Source organism: Neobacillus ginsengisoli, assembly GCF_030813055.1.
The window spans coordinates 151,928-170,197 of sequence record NZ_JAUSTW010000002.1 but is presented as its reverse complement, the minus strand read 5'-3'; the positions used below and the strand labels follow the sequence as shown (position 1 = coordinate 170,197).

Below are 18,270 nucleotides of genomic sequence, written 5' to 3'. Positions count from 1 at the left end.
AAAAGAGACTGACACTTAAGCATCAGTCTCTCTTTCCACATTATTCATTCTTTGTTAATTGCAACGCTTTTTTAATATCTTTATAGGAATTTGATTTTCCATACATTAAAACGCCGCCTCTATAGACACGGGCGCCAAATATTGCCAGGATTATAATCGTTCCAACAAGTATGCCGATTCCTATTAAAGATTCCCAAACAGGAATGGACAGCATACCAACCCGTAAAAACATAATCATCGGTGTAAAGAATGGAATGTAGGAGGTAACTGTAATAAATGGTGAATCAGGCTTGTTTAGACCAAACATGGCAATCATAAATCCACCAACCACCAGCATCGTCATCGGTGTAATCATCTGTTGAACATCTTCAATTCTGCTGACTAATGATCCTAGGAATGCTGCAAGTGTGGCATATAGAAAATACCCCAATATGAAGAATATAACAGCATACACTATGGTTCCCATCGGAATACTGCTAAATCCGAAAGCATCAAAAAATCCACCTTTTAAGGATTCCATATTATGTTTAATCGATGAATAACCTACCGATAACAATACAGCAAGCTGTGTAAGACTTAAAAGTCCAATTCCTAATATTTTTGCAAACATCTGTTTTATAGGTGAAACACTGGAAATTAATATTTCCATTACCCTGGATGACTTTTCTGTTGCTACTTCCATTGCTATCATATTTGCGTACATAATTACAGCAAAATAAATGATAAATAGAAGTACATATACCAGTCCACGTGCTTGATTTAATTGTTCTTCTGTTTTTGCATTCTTCTCAAGTGCCATCTTCTCAAAAGATACGGGTTCATAAAGCATCTTCAGCTGTACAGGTTTTAGGTTAATCTGAGATGCAGCAAGCATGGTTTTAATTTGCTGGAGTGAAGTTTGCAGATCAGAATACACACCGGAATCAGCAATACTCATTGCTTTATATTTAGCCACCGGGAGCTTCTCGGCATTGAAACTTAATTGGATAAGTCCTTTAAAGTCTCCATTTTTAACTGCTTTTTCGGCATCGTTTTCACTGCCGTTAAATAGAGTGAGTTTCATTTCTTTATTCACTGTTCCAAGTTGTTTCTTTAGCGGCTCGTAAAGCTGTCCTGTTTCATCAAGAACGGCAACTTTGTCTTTTCCACCGTTTTTATCAATAGCATCAATGATCCTATTGATATTAGTAAAGGCTAACATGATTACTACAGTTAGTAGAGTTGTAATAAGAAAGGATTTTGTTTTAAATTTGTTTAAATAGGTATGGAATAATATAATCCTGAAACTATTCATATGAATTACCTACTTTCTCGATAAAAATATCATTTAAAGAAGGTTCTTCAAGAGCGAATTTACGGATAAAGCCTTTCCCCACGATTTCTTTAAGAATTTGTTCTGCCACTTTCTCTCCTTCAATCTGCAGGTGAATACCCTCCATTGTTGATTTAGTCTTCACTACACCGGGATAGTTTTTTAATGAATCCAAGGGAAAATCAGCATGGATCACAAGGTTCTTTTTTCCAAATGCCCGTTTTATTTCTTTTAACGACCCATGTACTACCGGGCTGCCTTTGTGCAATATACAAAGATGTTCACACATCTCCTCAACATGCTCCATCCGGTGACTCGAAAACACAATGGTTGCTCCATTTTCTTTCAAGGATAGGACTGCTTCCTTTAATAGTTCGACATTAACCGGGTCAAGTCCGCTAAATGGTTCATCAAGTATTAATAATTTTGGTTTATGTATGACTGCAGCAATAAATTGGATTTTCTGCTGGTTTCCTTTTGATAATTCTTCTACCTTTTTGCTCTCATACTCCGGAATTTTAAATCGCTCCAGCCAAAGTTTTAATTCTGATAATGCCTCGGTCTTTTGCATTCCTCTTAATCTTGCCAGATAGACGATTTGATCGTTTACCTTTAATTTAGGGTACAAGCCTCTTTCCTCCGGAAGATAGCCGACCAAATGGCTCGTTGAATAATCAATCGGCCGCCCGTCCCAGGTTATTTCCCCCCCGCTCGGATCAAGCAGACCTAATATCATCCTGAATGTTGTCGTTTTTCCTGCTCCATTTGCCCCTAAAAATCCAAACATTTCTTTTTCGGGAATTACCAAGGATAAATCCTCAACAGCCGTAAACTGTCCAAATCGCTTGGTGACATGCTCTAACTTTAGAACCATTTCCATTCCTCCCTTTATTTATTTAGTACGTTCTATATATATATTAGTTTCAATTTTTTTTGCACAATTGAAGCAATTATGCAAAAATAATAGTAACAATATTCTAATAAAGGGGAATGCAAGATGAAGACCTATAAATTAACAGCCTTTGAGCCTAATGGAGAAAAAATCCTGGAAGAAACGATTCAAGCTGAACATGATGATACCGCTAAAGCATTAGCAGAGAAACTATTAACTGAAAAAAACTTAATAGAGAAAACGCATCGCTTTACATCACCAAGCGGCAAGCTGCTGCTATTTCACTCTTGACTAGTTTAAAAAACAAAGAAGCGCTGCTTCTTTGTTTTCTATTTAGGCTCTTTTCGTAAACTTTGTTGCTTTTAATATAAAAAAGACGTACAAAGCAAAGTTTCTGGGTATAAAAACGATTAAAATAATGTCGAATAGATGCCACGATACCTTAATTAGTACGAGTTAGACATATCCTACGAAAAACCACAATCTATACGAAAATATCCTTTATTTACCAATAAAGTTGGGTGACCTTTTCTCAAGAAATGCTCTAATTCCTTCCTTATGGTCAATAGTTTCGCGCATTTTGCTTTGGCCGTATTTTTCTAATTCTAATATTTTTAGCAGCTGCGGCCGATTCTTTTCTGCTAATATCTTTTTTGTTTTAATCATTGCTTGGACAGGACGGCTTAACCAATCGGCGATTCTTGCATCGAGCGTTTCCTGAAGGATCCCGTCTGCTACTTCTTGAATCAACCCTAATTGGAATGCCTCATTAGCATTCATCATTTTTCCATCCCAAATAACTTGCTTTGCCTTTGTCTCGCCTAACCTTTTCTCTAAAAAGAAATGCGCTCCCCCATCAGGTATTAAGCCTATTCCTATAAAATTCATTGCTAATTTGCTTGTTTTGTCGGCAATGATATAGTCGGTTGCTAAAGCCAGGCTAAATCCCAAACCTGCTGCCGCACCTGAAACTGCACTTATGGTCAGCTTTGGAATACTATAGAGAGTTACGATCAACTCACTAATACAGTCCATAATCGGAAAAAAATCGTCTCCATTGGTATTGGAAAGCATGGTTTTAATATCTCCGCCTGCTGAGAAGGCTCTCCCTTTTCCTGTTAACACGACAATATCAATCTCATCAGAATCGCTAATTTCTTTAAGTTTGCAGACAAGACCCTTAATTAATTCTTGGTCCAATGAGTTTAAAGCTTCCGGCCTATTCAGTTCCACCGTTGCAACTCGTCCGTTTACTCTTAAATTCACTTTATCAGAAACAAAATTCATCGACACCGAAAACGCCCCCCATAATTTTTCTCAATACCATTATATATGGAAATGTGAGGAATAAAAACTAATTTTCTTAATATAACGAATTTTCTCTACAACAAAATAGTAATATACCGGCTTTAATATAACCATCAATTACATCAATGATTTAGTTTTAAAAAACAAAAATTCTCCTACCGGATTTAAGCAGGAGAACCTTTTTTAGAGAATAATTCATCTAGAATTTTTATTTTGTCTTCTGTATATGCTTTAAAGCTATCATTATACGTTTTTGGGTCCTTTGGATTAGCAAAATGAGTGATTTTCCCTGTATCAGGTTCGATAAACTTACTTGCGGCACCGCAGCCAAGTCCGATAATCGTTTGTTGCTCTTCCATAATCATAATATTGTAGATGCTTTCTTGATTTGGAACTGCGTAACCGACATTTTCAAGATTGCCAAGAATGTTTTTTTGCCGGTATAAGTAATATGGGACATACCCATGTTCGTTTGTCCACTCTTGTGCAAGCTCCATCATTTTTTCAACTTCGTCCCGTTCAGCAACTTTGTACTTTTCCTTATTCTTTGTCATTTCAGAAGCCCGTTTGAACGATAAAGTATGGACAGTAAGGGATTCCGGCATTAGCTTTTCCGTTTCCGCCAGTGAATGGGCAAATTCAGGTATACCTTCACCCGGCAAGCCGATAATTAAATCCATATTGATATTATTCATCCCCATTTCACGGGCTAAATGATATTTATCAATGGTTTCATCAACTGTATGGTGCCTGCCGATTGCTTTTAATGTTTCTTGCGTATAGGATTGCGGATTAATACTAATCCGATCAATATTCCATTTTTTCAACACGTCTAATTTCTCCGGTGTAATAGTATCGGGGCGACCCGCTTCAACGGTAATTTCACGAATATGCTTAACATCAGGAAATGATGTATACATCTCTTCATAGAGCATATCCATCTCACCTGCTGTAATACTTGTTGGTGTACCGCCGCCAAAGTAAACAGTAGTGATCCTTACTCCCTTTTCTTTCAACCACTCACCGATTTTTCTCATTTCATAATGAAGGCCGCCTAAAAATGAATCCACTGATCCTTGACGGCCATTAATGGCATAAGCAGGGAAGGTACAGTAGGCGCACTTAGTTGGGCAAAAAGGTATTCCAATATAAATACTTACTTCCTTTTGAAGTGAATATAAATCAGGAACTGCCGTAAGCTGACGCTCAACAATGTGCTGCATCAACTCTATTTTTTCGTCTGTAATTAAGTAGTCATCCTTTAATTGCTGATGGGCAAGTGCTAAAGGAATACCTTCCTGTACTTTACGGTGAAGCAGTTTTGTAGGCCTGATTCCGGTTAAAATTCCCCATTTTTGTGTAATTCCTGTCCACTCCTGCAAAACAGTTAAATAAACATGGGCTACTGCATTTTTTATTTGCTTAAATCGTTCCTTTTCGGAATCAAAGGGTACCATTTCTTTTTGGTAATTTGATTTGAAGACATTTCCAATTTTGTCCTGCAACTTCGCAGAAACAGATACATTCTCCTTCACTTCCAAGGTAAAATTGATCTGTACCTCGCTTTCCTCCATTTTGGCACACGAAATCTGCGATTCTTCAAAAAATAAATTGGCAATCAACTGAAGAGGCCGTTTAAATCTTTCATCCTCTAACCCTAAAATAGAAATTCTCAAAAATATCACCTTTTCAAAGTAAACTTCCTTAAGTGTACAAAAACGTTAATTCAAGGTCAATATAGTGGAAATCATTCACATTAAATATAAAGATATCATGAGCATTTACCCATGATATCTTCGAGTTTCATTTTTTTATAATATTCATCTTTCGTAAAAACTCAATTGGCTGCTGTTTCCTGAAATGTTCTTTTACCATATAAGCAACGCCATTCTCATTTTCAGATCGGGTAATCCAATCGGCTGCTCTTTTAACTTCATAACTGGCATTCCACATAGCAACCCCCAGCCCTACTGCTTCTATCAGTGGAATATCGTCAATGCCATCACCAATTACCACCATTTCTTTTCTATGGATACCAAGCTGATTCCCCAGGTAGGTTAGTCCGTTTAGTTTTGAAACACCGCCCGGAACGATATCCAAACGTAATCGATCCAACTCAATTACTTCAATCTCCCTATACATTCTACCCAGAGCTTTCTTCGCATCCTCAAGGTCTTTTTTCTCTTCAAAATAAACTTCAATTTTCGGAGGGGTAGCCGGTTGGTCATGTAAATATTCACTAAGTATTGGAACAAATTGCTGAGAATAAAAAACAGGATCTCCGGATGTAAAGACCGTTTTGGCCAACAAATTAGACCCATGCTTAAACTTATTTGCTAATGAAAAGTTCTCATGAACGAGGCGAATTTGACATGGCAGTGCTTCTAAAAAGCGGATCGTATCATAGGTAATATCCTCGTTTATCCGTTTAACATAAATTGGTTTCTCATGGGCACTTGAAATAAACGCCCCTTGATGGGTAATGATGGGTTCCTTTATTTTCAAAGCCCTAGCCACCTTTCTGGCTGAGGGAAAACTTCTTGACGTAACAAGTGTTACATAAATACCTTTTTGTTGAACATATTCAACAGCTTCCTTTGTTGACTTATGGATCTTTCCGTTTGATTGAATCAGCGTCCCATCAATATTTAACGCAAGCAAGCGATAAATCATTATGTTGCCCCCTGTTCTTGGTGAAATTACCCTAATATCACTTTTATGATTTTTCGCCCATTTGTAGAACAGGTACAAAGAAAAGCGGAAGCGCCTTGCTCAGGGGCGACAGGCATACGACGAGCCGGATTGAAGGTCGCTTTTTAACCTTCAGGACGGATTGGCTGTAGACCTTAGAGCCCCTAGGCACTGAAGCTAGACAATTCTCAAAGATCAAAATTTTATTTCAATAAATAAAAAAGCCTTCGGTACATTCGACCGAAAGCAATAATTTTATGTCACATCTTTCCGTAAAGTTCTTCCAAAGGTTTCATTATTAACTGGTTTAATTCTCCGATAATCATACTCATTCGCTGTTCCGCTTGCATAAGATGGGCAATCTTTTCATTCTGCTGAACAAGTGCCACAGTACTTTGAGCCTTCTGAACCTCTTCCTGGGTAATTTCCTGTCCCATCATTTGCTTTTGCTGCAAGTTCATTTGTATTTGGCGGAATTGATCAAACATTTTTTTTGCTGTAGGATCTGCGTTTACTTCATTATACATTTGCTTTAATTGTGTATACTCGTCACTTTGACGGATCGCTTTTTCTAATGCATAGGCGGAATCATATAAATTAATTGCCATCAGGTACACTCCTTTTTTAGATAAACAATTCTTTACAACTATAACAAACTATGCGCCTAATTGCGAGAATGTCACTAAACCTTAATGAAACCGTACATTGGGCAGAATGATAGTATGTGAAACTTTCCTTCCTCCTTTCCAATCAACATAAAAATCACCATCCATATCGCCCTTACATACGATACTATATCAGCTTATGCCTATATATTAATAATTATTGACAGCAAATGAGGAGTGATTATGTCCGTTTCTTTAACAACCATAACGATTGTTCCTGGAAAATCAAACAATAGAAACGACTCACTGATCCAGATATCCAATCCATTAATTCAGGCTTTACAGTTAGAAATAGACGAGGAAATAAAAATTTCTTTAGGCCAGAAAATCATTTATCTCCAGGTCCAAACAATAGATTCGGTCAATTACGAAATCCATTTCCCTGAGAATATATTAAAAGAGTTATGTCTCCCTATTCAAAAGTATAAATTTCAAGCGAAATTTAATTCTGAAAATCACACACTTTATCTCGGTCCGGTAATTGGATTATTAACAGACTTTCATATAAATGAAAATGAAGATCCGCACTTCCGTTCTGTCCATACCTTTTGCGGAGAGCTTCACCAACAAATATCAGAAAACGGCGGTTTCTTCTATGTTTTTGCTTATCATGAATATTTGAGCCGGGGATATTACTTTGAAAATGGGAAGTGGATTTCCGCAAAGCTTCCCCTGCCTGATGTAGTTTACAACCGTATCCATTCACGCAGGCTTGAACAGAATAATCATTTTAAAAACTTCCGCAAAAAACTGGATCAATCAAACATTCCTATTTTTAATAATCGCTTTTTATCTAAATGGGAAGTGTATGAACATTTAATCAAAGATGATTATCCCCAATCATTTGTTCCCGAGACGGGAATCTTTTCTGAAGAAAACCTATATGAATTTGCTCAAAAATATAAGACTGTTTTTATTAAGCCGGTCCATGGAAGTCAAGGAAGAAATATTTTTAAAATAGAAAAAGAAGACGATCTCCACTATTCTTTTCAATCCTCAATTAAATCCAAGGCCGATCAGGTTGGAAAAAAATATTCCTTAAAGGAAATTTATCAGCAAATACAACCATTTATTCATAATAGAATTTATATTATTCAACAAGGAATACCACTCGTTACTGCCGAATCATGTGCAATGGATTTTAGAGTGCTATGTCATAAAAATCAATTTAATTTCTGGGAAGTTACGTCGATTGTAGCAAGGATTTCAGCAGAGCAGGAATTCGTGTCCAATATTGCCAGGGGAGGGAGAATACTGAAGCCTCTGAATGCATTATCCACATGTATGAATAAAAGGAAAGCGCTCGAAGTGATTGCAAATATGAAGGAGCTGTCAATCGAAACTGCTTCCATCATTAGCAAGCATTCACCCGGTATCACCGGGGAACTTGGAATCGACATTGGTGTCGGGAAAGATGGAAAGCTTTGGCTTATTGAAGTAAACTCGAAACCCTCCAAAAACTTCGAGGATGGACTTGGGAAAATAAGACCTTCTGCAAAGTCCATTATTGAATATTGCACAGCATTGGCGTTTAATACAGATATTTTAAAGGAGGAATTATAAATGATGACCTTTGGAATTATGACTTTAAGTATGGATAGCGAAAATTCCTATATTGATGAAATCGCTAGGCGGGCTCAATCCTGTGAGATGGAATGTTTTCGCTTCCTTCCTTCCAAGATAGATCCACATTCACTCCAAGTTCAAGGTAAGAGATTTGACCCGATCGGGCTGCAATGGATAGAAAGTGAATTTACAATTCCCGATATCATTTATGACCGTTGCTTTTATGGAGATGATGAACATTCAAAACAATGCATTCCCATTGTCTCCTGGCTCAAAAGCCGAAATGATATAACCTTTCTTGGCTATGGTTTACCTAATAAACTTGAACTTTATGACGCTCTAAAGAGTTCTATTTTAGCACCATACCTACCTCCTTCCCAACCAGTAACTAATTGCGGTATTGTGCTAAAGGAATTAAAAACAAAAAATAAACTTATTTTAAAACCGATAAATGGCTCTCAAGGATACGGTATATATTACGTAAAGAAAAACGAAAAAACGTATCATGTTAAAACAGAAAAACAGAAGAATATTATTTCACGCATTTTTCCGAATGAGGCAAAGCTCATTCAATGGTTACAAACACTAATTAATCAGCATAAGTATATGCTTCAGCCGTATCTTGAATTATCCAATGATGAGCTGCAGCCCTTTGATATTAGATTACTCCTTCAAAAAAACGAACAAGGTTCCTGGGTCGAGCGAGGCAGAGGAATTCGGAAAGGAAATACCGGAGGACTTCTTTCGAATTTAAGTGCCGGTGGCTCAGTAATCAATTTTGCATCCTGGGCAACTACACTTTCCTCAACAAAATATGATTATATTTGCAATGAATTAGAATACATTATTACCAATCTGCCGAATGTACTTGAGAAAGAGTTTATGCCCTTATTTGAGCTTGGCGTTGATATTGGAATCGCGAAAAACGGCTCAATCTGGATTCTTGATGTGAATTCCAAGCCCGGTCGAAAGGTCTTATTTCATACTCAACCGGACATAACGGAGACGCTCTATCAAGCCCCTCTTCTTTATGGGAAATACATTTCCCTGTCCGGTATTCAAGAAAGGAAGCGTTATTATGAGAAAACGCTATCTCATTGAGGTTTCTCCAAATGACCAGCAGGTTGTTTTTTGTCCTCCTGCGATAATCAAAGACAAAACATTAAAGCGTTTGGCTTTCGGTTCAAAATCAATAGAAGTTAACTTCCTTCCCCACCCGGTTAAAAATGATCGGATTGTCATTAGCAAAGGCATTCAAGAGGACCTTCAATTTCCTAACTTCGATATACCGTTGCATTTATTTATCGAAAATCAAATACTGAATATCGGACCGCTTATTGGCATTTTCACAGCTGGATTCACCCCATTTCCACTGCGTCCAATCGGCGAACGCTCGCTCTTTTTTTCAAAGCTGCTTTCTGTAAAAAAAACAGTAGGTGCCTTGCCTTTTGTTTTTGGAGAGCAGCATATAGATTGGGAACAAGGTACGATTAATGGTTATTTTTTTCATGATGAAAATTGGAAAACGATTGAGGTGCCATTTCCAAATGTTATATACGATCGACTGCCAAATCGTAAAAGTGAAGGAAACCCGAAACTAAAAAGGGTGAAAGACCGCTTGCAAAATGATTATCTTATTCCATGGTACAACCCGGGATTTTTTAATAAACTCGATATTAACGAAAGACTTCAACAGGATTCGACTGTTGCAGGCTATCTACCCGAAACCTTTCCGTTTACTTCCTTCTCTTTAATTGAAACAATGCTTTCAAATTATGGGCATGTTTATGTGAAACCGAAAAACGGCAGCCTCGGTTTAGGCGTCCATCAAATAATTTATGATAAGCATCAAGACGAATATTACTGCCGTTATCAGGATGAAGGGTTCGTTAACCGTCTGCGAAAATTTCCAAGTCTTGAAGGATTATTTAAATCAGTTTTTGCCCATCAAAATCTCGAAAAAATGTTGATACAACAAGGTATACATTTGCTGCGAAACGCGTCGCGCCCCGTTGATTTCCGAATTCATACAAATAAAGATGATTTAGGCGATTGGCACGTAACGGCTATTGCTGCAAAAATAGCAGGTCCCGGTAGTGTCACCACCCATATGAGAAGCGGTGGTGATATCAGAACGCTCGAGGAGATCTTCCCTAATGAACTTTGTATTTTATACACAGAAAAACTAACAACAGCAGCACTACTTTTAAGCAAAGCTTTGGAACGAAATATGGAAGGCATAATCGGTGAAATTGGTTTTGATTTAGGGGTCGACCGAAACGGTGATGTATGGCTTTTTGAAGCAAATTCCAAACCGGGCAGATCGATATTCAGCCATCCTGAGCTAAAAGACTTTGACTTATTAACCAGGAAATTATCGATTGCTTTTGCTGTTTTTCTTACTGAACAATCCCTCTTACATCCAGAGGAATTGTTCAAATGAGAATATACTATGACAGCCAATCTGCAAAATGGTATCAAACCGGCTTAGAAACAGTCGTCACAATGGGAGCTGAAAAAAAGGCCATTGCTCTGGAGATGGAAGGGGCCGGAGAAGAGCATGCTAGCTTTGAAATGCGATTAAATAATAACCAAATTGGTCCCCTCATCGGGATTTTGACATCCCGAAAACCGAATGGTTCAATTGCAGGAAATATTCCCCTTTTTATAGAGCTGCAAAAGAAGCTTATTTCACTTAATGGAATAAGCTTTATCTTTACTCCTGAAGGTGTCGGTGTTGAAGTTATTAACGGGTTTACTTTCGTGCCGGTAAAAAATACGTGGATAAAGATCAAAATTCCTTATCCTGACCTTGTTTATAATCGGATTCCATATCGAAAATCAGAACAAGATGTAAATTGCCAACAAATTTTTTCTACATTAAGGGAAAAAAACATCCCTTTTTTCAACCCGGGTTTTATCGATAAATATGACCTCTATTGTTTAATGAAAAACCACTCATATCTAAAAACTCATTTACCAAAAACAATCTTAGCAAATCAAAAAAAAGGACTTTTTCAATTTTTAAGGAAACATAAAAGTATCTACTTAAAGCCTGCCCAATCCGCAAAAGGAAAAGGAATTTTCCGAATGAAACTGGGCAAGAATATGCGGGTTAAGCTCGAAGGAATCCACACAAGCGAAATCTATCAAACGTTTTATCATTTTTGGGAGGAGTGGGAAAAGGTATTTCAAGAAATTAACTACTTAGCGCAGGAAGAAATCAAATCAGCCCATTATGATGGAAATCGATTTGATTTTCGAATTCTAGCCCATGCTGAAAATGATGGCTATAGTGTAACCGGGATCGGAATTAGACAATCACTGGAACAAGAAATAACGACACATATACCTGCAGGCGGCCGTCTTCTTCCCTATCAGCTCCTCCAAACTGAGGCACATGATCAGTTCATCCAAACCGTTGTCCAACATACCGGAAAAGCATTATCCGATCAATTTGGCTATTTCGGCGAATTCTCAATTGATGCCGGCGTTAGCCATTCTGGCCACTACTATATTTATGAGGTAAATTCAAAACCAATGAGTTTTGATGAAACGGAAATTGAAGACAGAAAAATTTCCAGGCTTTGCCGCCTATTTCTACAGCTAACAAATTTCAATAATTAACAGAAAATTTTATTTAAATCATTCCCCAAACAAGGTATTCTAAAGGTATACACTCAACACTCAAAAGGGGATGTTCAGTATGTTAATGCACTTTCAGTTCAAGCCTTTATTTTCCAATAAAAATATTCCCGGCTGGAATTTTTCTTTTTACTATAAAAAGAAAAGATTTTCCGGTATTTATCACCCAACCGGAAAAATTGAATGGACTGCAAATACTCCTGAGCAAGAAGATATTAATGCATTAACAAGCCAGGTTCATGAACTTATGCTTTACCATGTCTACGAATAACATTATTTTCCGAATGAATATCTTTCCTTTTTGCATGAAATATAAACCTTTCCACAAACTAATTATAGAAAATCGGAAAGGGATTGATAGTCATGGAAGATAAAAAAGAAAATCTAACAAATATGGGTTCAGTCTATGAGGGTAGAGATAGGGCCTATATGGATATCGATCGAATGATTAATGAAGGGATGTCAGGTGGAAGTGTTCATGCCCGTCATGATACTACCAATATTGAAGAAGCCCGTGATCTTGTTGAAGAAGAACCCCCTTACGAATGTCCTTAAGGTAACTTTGCATTTCCGGCTGAACCGTTGATCTTATTTTCATCGGTTCAGCCTTTTTTATTTTTAAACGATATTAGGTGTAAACGAAGCAGCAATTGTTATAATAGTAGCAAACTTCCAACTTTTTATGATAATGGGGAATTTAACGATGCTTAGAAAATTATTGTCCTTATATGAAAATTCAATTTTGCTTCCCAAACAACCCGATCACTCCTATGAACAATTTTTTATCTTTTTTGATGAGTCACAGAATGAATGGATTGGAATACCCAAAAAGGAAATTAGCGAAAAGGAACTTAATCTTCTTAAAAAACTCTATGAATTAGTTGACTTGCAGACATCATCCCTTAAAACTGGATCACAAAGCTGGTATGAATTTTTATATTTAAAAGGCCCTATTCCCCCGTCAAATACTGAAGCATATTTCCGAATGATTCAGTTCCATATTAAAGGCGACGGAATAAACCAAAACGAAATCGAATCTGCATTAAAAGGCTTTTTTACGGATGAAGTAATCATCATCTGGGAAAATGTGAATCGAGGAGTAATTATTGAAGAGAAAAAGCTAATATCTCTATCAGAAAAAGAATTTATCACGTTGTCAGAAACTATAGAAAGTGATTTTTTTATAAAAATTTCGTTTTATATTGGCAAAATTCACTTACTTTCCCATGACCTCCCTACCTATTTTTATCAAGAGAAAGAATACTTTAACTTTGGAAAAAAAAATCTTGGCAATACGTTTAATTTTGCTTTTGAGCGAGTTTTTCCGGCTTATTTGACTTATCATCTACAAGATGAATTAAAACACAAGGTAAAGCAGGAACTTAATGAAGTATTTTTGGATGATCAGGAAATGTTTTCAACCATTAAGGTTTTTCTTGAAAACAATTTAAATGCAAGTATGACAGCGAAAAAATTATATATTCATCGAAATACACTTCAGTATCGTATCGATAAATTTGTCGAGAAAACGGGTATCCAATTAAAAGATTTTTATGGGGCGTTTACCGTTTTTTTAGCGTGTTTACTTTTTGAACAGGAACAGAAAAAATAACAATATGCCCAAAAGTTATCTTAATAACTTTGTGCAACATGCCTATATAGTTTGTAAACCTTTCCATATAAACTGTAATTAACAATAATAGGGAGGTTTTACAAATGGCTGAATTAAAATTAGATCATATTTATAAGATTTATGATAATAAAGTAACAGCAGTTCAAGACTTCAATCTACATATTGAGGATAAGGAATTTATTGTATTTGTCGGACCCTCCGGATGCGGTAAATCAACAACTTTACGAATGATTGCCGGACTTGAAGAAATCTCAAAAGGTGACTTTTTAATCGATGGCAAAAGAGTAAACGATGTAGCACCTAAAGACCGTGATATTGCAATGGTTTTCCAAAACTATGCTCTTTATCCGCATATGACGGTTTATGACAATATGGCATTTGGTCTAAAGCTTCGCAAGTTTCCAAAAGACGAAATTGACCGCCGTGTGCAGGAGGCGGCAAGAATTCTCGGTCTTGAAGCCTATTTAGCCCGTAAACCAAAAGCACTATCTGGCGGTCAACGTCAGCGTGTGGCCCTAGGACGAGCAATTGTCCGTGATGCAAAAGTATTCTTAATGGATGAACCTTTGTCAAACCTGGATGCGAAGCTCCGCGTTGCGATGCGTGCTGAAATTGCCAAGCTTCACCGTCGTTTAGATACAACAACCATCTATGTTACCCATGACCAAACCGAGGCAATGACAATGGCAACCCGATTAGTTGTTATGAAAGATGGGATCATTCAACAAGTTGGATCGCCTAAAGAAGTGTATGAAAAGCCGGAAAATGTTTTCGTTGGCGGCTTCATCGGTTCTCCTGCCATGAACTTCTTTAATGGAAAGCTTGAAGATGGTAAATTTGTTATCGGTAAAAATTCCATTTCTATACCAGAGGGTAAAATGAAATTCCTTCGTGAGCAAGGCTATGTGGGCAAATCAATTATTCTTGGCGTCCGCCCGGAAGATATTCATGATGAGCCAGTTTTCATCGAGTCTTCTGTTGGTACAAAAATTGCTGCTAAAATTGATGTTGCCGAATTAACCGGTGCAGAACTAATGGTATATTCAACTCTTGGTGACCAAGATTTTGTTGCCCGGCTTGATTCCCGTGCAGATGTGAAACCTGGAGACACAGTAGATCTGGCATTCGATTTAAATAAAGCACACTTCTTTGATGTTGATACAGAATCACGAATTCGCCCTTAAAGTAAGAAAAGCGCAAGCGCCCCGTTTAGCGGCGTATGGACTGGAGCGCACCGTATGAGATAAAGGAAACACGAATCGCGTTTTATGCGATTCGATGTTGATTTATCGTAAGGAGGTGAGTGAAGTACATTAGCCGCTGGGCGTTGGAGCTAGACAATTCTCAAAGTAAAAATTTATAAATAAATAGAGTAAAAATGAGGCTGATACAGAAGGTGTCGGCCTCATTCTTTTATGAAAATAACTTCTTCTTTATGACAAATAGGACATCGGTAAATATGAGGACACTGATGCCCGGATTTTGTTTCAAGATATCCATCCTCCATTTTCATTAAGTCAATTTCCATATAAGGACTGTAATTATCATAGAAATCCATAAGTCTGCCACTTTCAATCATATGATCTCCACAGTTAGTACATATTAGATATACTTCTCTGAGTCCATTACATACCGGACATATCGGCATCGCTATCCACCCTTTTAATTATTGTATGGTTTTAGTTTGCGTTACTTTAGACGTCATATGTGATGGAATAAATTACTAATCAGTATTTGGAATAAGCCCATTTTTTTAAAACATAATAGTTAGTACAAAGCAACAACCTCTCTCCAATTTATAATAATTTATCAAAGGTTGCATTGATAATATGGGTTAGGCCAAGGTGGTAATGGTAATCCATTATGGTTCAATTCCATACTGACCCCAAACTTATTAAGAGGAGTGTTATTCAACTATGGCTAGTAACAACAACTCTAATCAACTTGTAGTACCTGGCGTTCAACAAGCATTGGATCAAATGAAGTATGAAATTGCGTCAGAATTCGGCGTAAATCTCGGTGCAGATACTACTTCACGTGCCAATGGTTCTGTCGGAGGAGAAATTACAAAACGCCTTGTTGCAATGGCAGAATCACAACTTGGTGGCGGCGGTTTTTCCCGTTAATTTTTGAGACACCCCATTTATACAAATAAATAATATGGCTTAGCCCCTTCCTTTTGAGAAGGGGCTTTTAATTATTAAACCATATTTTCTGGTTGAATCCATTCCTCAAACTGATTGGCAGTTACATAACCTGTTTTTTCAGCTGCCTCTTTTAATGTAATATTTTCCTTAAAAGCAAGCTTTGCAATTTCAGCTGCTTTTTCATAACCAATATGAGGATTCAAGGCAGTAACCAGCATCAATGACCTTTCTACATGATCCTTAATTACTTCTTTGTTTGCTTCTATACCTCTCGCACAATTATGATTAAATGAGTGAATGCTATCAGAAAGGAGCGTGATGGATTGGATCAGATTATAAATAATCACTGGTTTAAAAACATTTAACTCAAAATTCCCTTGGCTTGCTGCAAAGCCTATTGTTGCGTCATTTCCAAAAACTTGGCATACCACCATTGTTAATGCTTCACTTTGCGTTGGATTCACCTTTCCAGGCATTATCGAGCTGCCCGGTTCATTTGCAGGTATACTAATCTCACCGATTCCACTCCGCGGCCCACTTGCAAGCCAGCGTACATCATTGGCAATTTTCATTAAATCTGCTGCTAATGCTTTTAATGCCCCATGAACATAAACAATATCATCATGACTTGTAAGTGCATGAAATTTATTCTTAGAAGAACGGAATGGATATCCCGTTAGCTCTTCGAGTTGATCTGCCGCTTTGTCTCCGAATTGAGGATGAGCATTAATTCCTGTTCCCACTGCAGTTCCTCCAATGGCCAAGTCCAATAGATTTTCAGCTGCATCCTCAACCATTTTCTCACTTTTTTCAAGCATTGCTCTCCATCCGCTTATTTCCTGTCCTAATGTTAAGGGAGTGGCATCCTGTAGGTGAGTCCTGCCGATTTTTACGATCCCCATAAAAAGCTTTTCCTTTTCCAACAATGTTCTTTTTAACTCTTGGACAGAAGGAATGAGATGTTCAATTATTTTGATATATGCTGCAATATGCATTGCAGTTGGAAAGGTATCATTGGAGCTTTGTGACATATTCACATCATCATTGGGATGAACACTTTCGGCGCTTTCCCCTTTTTTTAACGCTTCGTTGGCCCGATTGGCTATGACCTCATTTACGTTCATGTTGGATTGCGTTCCACTTCCTGTTTGCCAGACTGCTAATGGAAAATGCCCGTCATAATGCCCTTGAAGAATTTCATCACACACCTTTTTTATAGCTTCCATTTTCGTTTTGGTTAATTTTCCTAATTGATGATTAACAATTGCAGCTGCCTTTTTGATATAGGCTAACGCATAAACAACCTCAATAGGAATTTTCTCGATACCGATTTTGAAATTTTCCCTGCTCCTTTGTGTCTGTGCACCCCAATATTTTTCTGCGGGTACCTTTACTTCACCTAGAGTGTCCCTTTCAATTCTATAATTCACTAGCTAGCCCACCTTTTCATTTTGTTTTACTCCAATATATATTCCCAATCACCGTATTTTTAACAAATGATTATGTGGCGGTAGTTAGAATTAAGCATCTATTGCAAAAAAAAAACTGCAAACATTTGTCTGCAGTTTATGCTTTAGCAATCATGTATCCAATAAAATAAGAAAGGATTAAAAAACTTCCGATTGTAAGAACGACTGAATACTCTGCCACTTATCTCCCACCCGAATTATTATTTGATGCTTAAACAATTTTAAATTATCATAATAGGAGCTCTCAATCTTGAGATGGATATAACACTTTAGTGACAAGGAAGTGAATTTTTTGTGAACATTTGCCTTTTTGGTGCCACAGGTAGAGTGGGTTCCGTTATCCTGGAAAATCTTTTAGCTGAACACCATTCAGTCAAAGCACTTGTAAGGAATTCAAGTTCGCTTAACCCATCGGAATCTAAGCTATCGATTCTCGATGGTAATATTTTAAATGAATCTAATATCGCAGCTACCATGTTTGGAACGGATGCAGTAATAAGTGCATTAAATACAGATGGAACAACAACACTCTCTGAATCAATGCCATTGATAATAAGAAATATGAAAATGCAAGGCATCAAAAGAATAATTACTATTGGGACAGCAGGAATTCTGCAAGCCCGATCGGAACCGCATTTATATCGTTTTCAATCATCTGAATCAAGACGAAAAACCACCCGTGATGCCAAAGAACATTTAATAGCTTATTTGATATTAAAAAATTCCGGTCTTGATTGGACCATTGTATGCCCAACCTACTTGCCTGTGGGCGAAAGGATGGGAAACTATCGATTCAGCAAGGATTTCCTCCCGGAAAACCCATCCTCGATCTCCATATTTGATACAGGAGACTTCGCTTATCAACAGCTTTTTTCCGATGAATTTATCGAATCGCGGGTAGGGTTATCCTATTAATAAAGGGACAGACCATTGGTTCGTCCC

At 37.3% G+C, this 18,270-nt stretch carries 19 protein-coding genes; 11 read left to right on the top strand and 8 right to left on the bottom strand.

The window, feature by feature from the left end; translation table 11 throughout:
* Nucleotides 1–40: 40 nt before the first annotated feature.
* The gene (locus J2S10_RS06240; protein WP_307405496.1) at nucleotides 41–1,294 is read right to left on the bottom strand and encodes an ABC transporter permease; all 1,254 of its coding nucleotides are present in this window, start codon (nucleotides 1,292–1,294) and stop codon (nucleotides 41–43) included.
* Nucleotides 1,287–2,186: an ABC transporter ATP-binding protein gene (locus J2S10_RS06235; RefSeq protein ID WP_307405494.1), complete on the bottom strand. Its 900-nt coding sequence runs from the start codon at nucleotides 2,184–2,186 to the stop codon at nucleotides 1,287–1,289. The genes J2S10_RS06240 and J2S10_RS06235 overlap by 8 nt, the downstream gene beginning before the upstream one ends.
* A gap of 123 nt (nucleotides 2,187–2,309) precedes the next feature.
* Here J2S10_RS06235 and J2S10_RS06230 point away from each other — a divergent pair, with 123 nt between their 5' ends.
* Entirely contained in the window at nucleotides 2,310–2,495 is a 186-nt protein-coding gene (locus tag J2S10_RS06230; protein ID WP_307405491.1) for a YhzD family protein, read from the top strand.
* A 210-nt stretch (nucleotides 2,496–2,705) separates the two neighbouring features.
* Here J2S10_RS06230 and J2S10_RS06225 read toward each other — a convergent pair whose 3' ends face one another.
* The 4 genes from J2S10_RS06225 to J2S10_RS06210 form a co-directional block, all read right to left on the bottom strand.
* Nucleotides 2,706–3,497, bottom strand: coding sequence for an enoyl-CoA hydratase (locus tag J2S10_RS06225; protein WP_307405490.1), 792 nt, complete (start codon nucleotides 3,495–3,497; stop codon nucleotides 2,706–2,708).
* A gap of 179 nt (nucleotides 3,498–3,676) precedes the next feature.
* On the bottom strand, nucleotides 3,677–5,188 hold the full coding sequence (locus tag J2S10_RS06220; RefSeq protein WP_307405488.1) for a coproporphyrinogen III oxidase: 1,512 nt from the start codon (nucleotides 5,186–5,188) through the stop codon (nucleotides 3,677–3,679).
* A gap of 127 nt (nucleotides 5,189–5,315) precedes the next feature.
* Nucleotides 5,316–6,185 (bottom strand): Cof-type HAD-IIB family hydrolase, encoded by an 870-nt coding sequence (locus tag J2S10_RS06215; protein ID WP_307405486.1) that lies wholly within the window; start codon nucleotides 6,183–6,185, stop codon nucleotides 5,316–5,318.
* Between the two features lie 278 nt (nucleotides 6,186–6,463).
* On the bottom strand, nucleotides 6,464–6,811 hold the full coding sequence (locus J2S10_RS06210; protein WP_307405484.1) for a YlbF/YmcA family competence regulator: 348 nt from the start codon (nucleotides 6,809–6,811) through the stop codon (nucleotides 6,464–6,466).
* Between the two features lie 240 nt (nucleotides 6,812–7,051).
* On the opposite strand from J2S10_RS06210, the gene J2S10_RS06205 reads away from it, so the two are divergent.
* From J2S10_RS06205 to J2S10_RS06170, 8 genes are all read left to right on the top strand, one after another.
* Complete coding sequence (locus J2S10_RS06205) at nucleotides 7,052–8,431, top strand: YheC/YheD family endospore coat-associated protein (protein ID WP_307405482.1); 1,380 nt, start codon at nucleotides 7,052–7,054, stop codon at nucleotides 8,429–8,431.
* Nucleotides 8,432–9,535, top strand: a complete 1,104-nt coding sequence (locus J2S10_RS06200) for a YheC/YheD family endospore coat-associated protein (RefSeq protein WP_307405480.1) — start codon at nucleotides 8,432–8,434, stop codon at nucleotides 9,533–9,535.
* Nucleotides 9,513–10,877 carry a YheC/YheD family endospore coat-associated protein gene (locus J2S10_RS06195; RefSeq protein WP_307405479.1) on the top strand — a complete coding sequence of 455 codons (1,365 nt, stop codon included), beginning with the start codon at nucleotides 9,513–9,515 and terminating at the stop codon, nucleotides 10,875–10,877. The genes J2S10_RS06200 and J2S10_RS06195 overlap by 23 nt, the downstream gene beginning before the upstream one ends.
* A complete protein-coding gene (locus J2S10_RS06190) occupies nucleotides 10,874–12,061 on the top strand; it encodes a YheC/YheD family endospore coat-associated protein (RefSeq protein WP_307405477.1) in 1,188 nt (395 codons plus the stop codon). Before J2S10_RS06195 ends, J2S10_RS06190 begins: the two co-directional genes overlap by 4 nt.
* Nucleotides 12,062–12,140: 79 nt before the next feature.
* Nucleotides 12,141–12,350 (top strand): YheE family protein, encoded by a 210-nt coding sequence (locus J2S10_RS06185; protein WP_307405475.1) that lies wholly within the window; start codon nucleotides 12,141–12,143, stop codon nucleotides 12,348–12,350.
* Nucleotides 12,351–12,442: 92 nt separating this feature from the next.
* Complete coding sequence (locus J2S10_RS06180) at nucleotides 12,443–12,634, top strand: hypothetical protein (protein WP_307406752.1); 192 nt, start codon at nucleotides 12,443–12,445, stop codon at nucleotides 12,632–12,634.
* A gap of 148 nt (nucleotides 12,635–12,782) precedes the next feature.
* Nucleotides 12,783–13,691, top strand: a complete 909-nt coding sequence (locus J2S10_RS06175; protein ID WP_307405473.1) for a PucR family transcriptional regulator — start codon at nucleotides 12,783–12,785, stop codon at nucleotides 13,689–13,691.
* 104 nt (nucleotides 13,692–13,795) lie between these two features.
* Nucleotides 13,796–14,896, top strand: coding sequence for an ABC transporter ATP-binding protein (locus J2S10_RS06170; protein ID WP_307405470.1), 1,101 nt, complete (start codon nucleotides 13,796–13,798; stop codon nucleotides 14,894–14,896).
* A 221-nt stretch (nucleotides 14,897–15,117) separates the two neighbouring features.
* Here J2S10_RS06170 and J2S10_RS06165 read toward each other — a convergent pair whose 3' ends face one another.
* On the bottom strand, nucleotides 15,118–15,270 hold the full coding sequence (locus J2S10_RS06165) for a hypothetical protein (protein ID WP_307405468.1): 153 nt from the start codon (nucleotides 15,268–15,270) through the stop codon (nucleotides 15,118–15,120).
* 358 nt (nucleotides 15,271–15,628) lie between these two features.
* On the opposite strand from J2S10_RS06165, the gene J2S10_RS06160 reads away from it, so the two are divergent.
* Nucleotides 15,629–15,838: an alpha/beta-type small acid-soluble spore protein gene (locus J2S10_RS06160; protein ID WP_307405466.1), complete on the top strand. Its 210-nt coding sequence runs from the start codon at nucleotides 15,629–15,631 to the stop codon at nucleotides 15,836–15,838.
* 74 nt (nucleotides 15,839–15,912) lie between these two features.
* On the opposite strand, the gene fumC is transcribed toward J2S10_RS06160, so the two are convergent.
* Nucleotides 15,913–17,289 carry a class II fumarate hydratase gene (gene fumC / locus J2S10_RS06155; RefSeq protein WP_307405464.1) on the bottom strand — a complete coding sequence of 459 codons (1,377 nt, stop codon included), beginning with the start codon at nucleotides 17,287–17,289 and terminating at the stop codon, nucleotides 15,913–15,915.
* 333 nt (nucleotides 17,290–17,622) lie between these two features.
* On the opposite strand from fumC, the gene J2S10_RS06150 reads away from it, so the two are divergent.
* On the top strand, nucleotides 17,623–18,243 hold the full coding sequence (locus tag J2S10_RS06150; protein ID WP_307405462.1) for an NAD(P)-dependent oxidoreductase: 621 nt from the start codon (nucleotides 17,623–17,625) through the stop codon (nucleotides 18,241–18,243).
* The last annotated feature ends 27 nt before the right edge of the window (nucleotides 18,244–18,270 follow it).

Coding starts and splice junctions, on each gene's coding strand:
- J2S10_RS06240 (WP_307405496.1), bottom strand. CDS start 1,294: ATGAATAGTTTCAGGATTATATTATTCCATACCTATTTAAACAAATTT.
- J2S10_RS06235 (WP_307405494.1), bottom strand. CDS start 2,186: ATGGTTCTAAAGTTAGAGCATGTCACCAAGCGATTTGGACAGTTTACG.
- J2S10_RS06230 (WP_307405491.1), top strand. CDS start 2,310: ATGAAGACCTATAAATTAACAGCCTTTGAGCCTAATGGAGAAAAAATC.
- J2S10_RS06215 (WP_307405486.1), bottom strand. CDS start 6,185: ATGATTTATCGCTTGCTTGCGTTAAATATTGATGGGACGCTGATTCAA.
- J2S10_RS06210 (WP_307405484.1), bottom strand. CDS start 6,811: ATGGCAATTAATTTATATGATTCCGCCTATGCATTAGAAAAAGCGATC.
- J2S10_RS06205 (WP_307405482.1), top strand. CDS start 7,052: ATGTCCGTTTCTTTAACAACCATAACGATTGTTCCTGGAAAATCAAAC.
- J2S10_RS06200 (WP_307405480.1), top strand. CDS start 8,432: ATGATGACCTTTGGAATTATGACTTTAAGTATGGATAGCGAAAATTCC.
- J2S10_RS06195 (WP_307405479.1), top strand. CDS start 9,513: ATGAGAAAACGCTATCTCATTGAGGTTTCTCCAAATGACCAGCAGGTT.
- J2S10_RS06190 (WP_307405477.1), top strand. CDS start 10,874: ATGAGAATATACTATGACAGCCAATCTGCAAAATGGTATCAAACCGGC.
- J2S10_RS06185 (WP_307405475.1), top strand. CDS start 12,141: ATGTTAATGCACTTTCAGTTCAAGCCTTTATTTTCCAATAAAAATATT.
- J2S10_RS06180 (WP_307406752.1), top strand. CDS start 12,443: ATGGAAGATAAAAAAGAAAATCTAACAAATATGGGTTCAGTCTATGAG.
- J2S10_RS06175 (WP_307405473.1), top strand. CDS start 12,783: ATGCTTAGAAAATTATTGTCCTTATATGAAAATTCAATTTTGCTTCCC.
- J2S10_RS06170 (WP_307405470.1), top strand. CDS start 13,796: ATGGCTGAATTAAAATTAGATCATATTTATAAGATTTATGATAATAAA.
- J2S10_RS06165 (WP_307405468.1), bottom strand. CDS start 15,270: ATGGATTTCTATGATAATTACAGTCCTTATATGGAAATTGACTTAATG.
- J2S10_RS06160 (WP_307405466.1), top strand. CDS start 15,629: ATGGCTAGTAACAACAACTCTAATCAACTTGTAGTACCTGGCGTTCAA.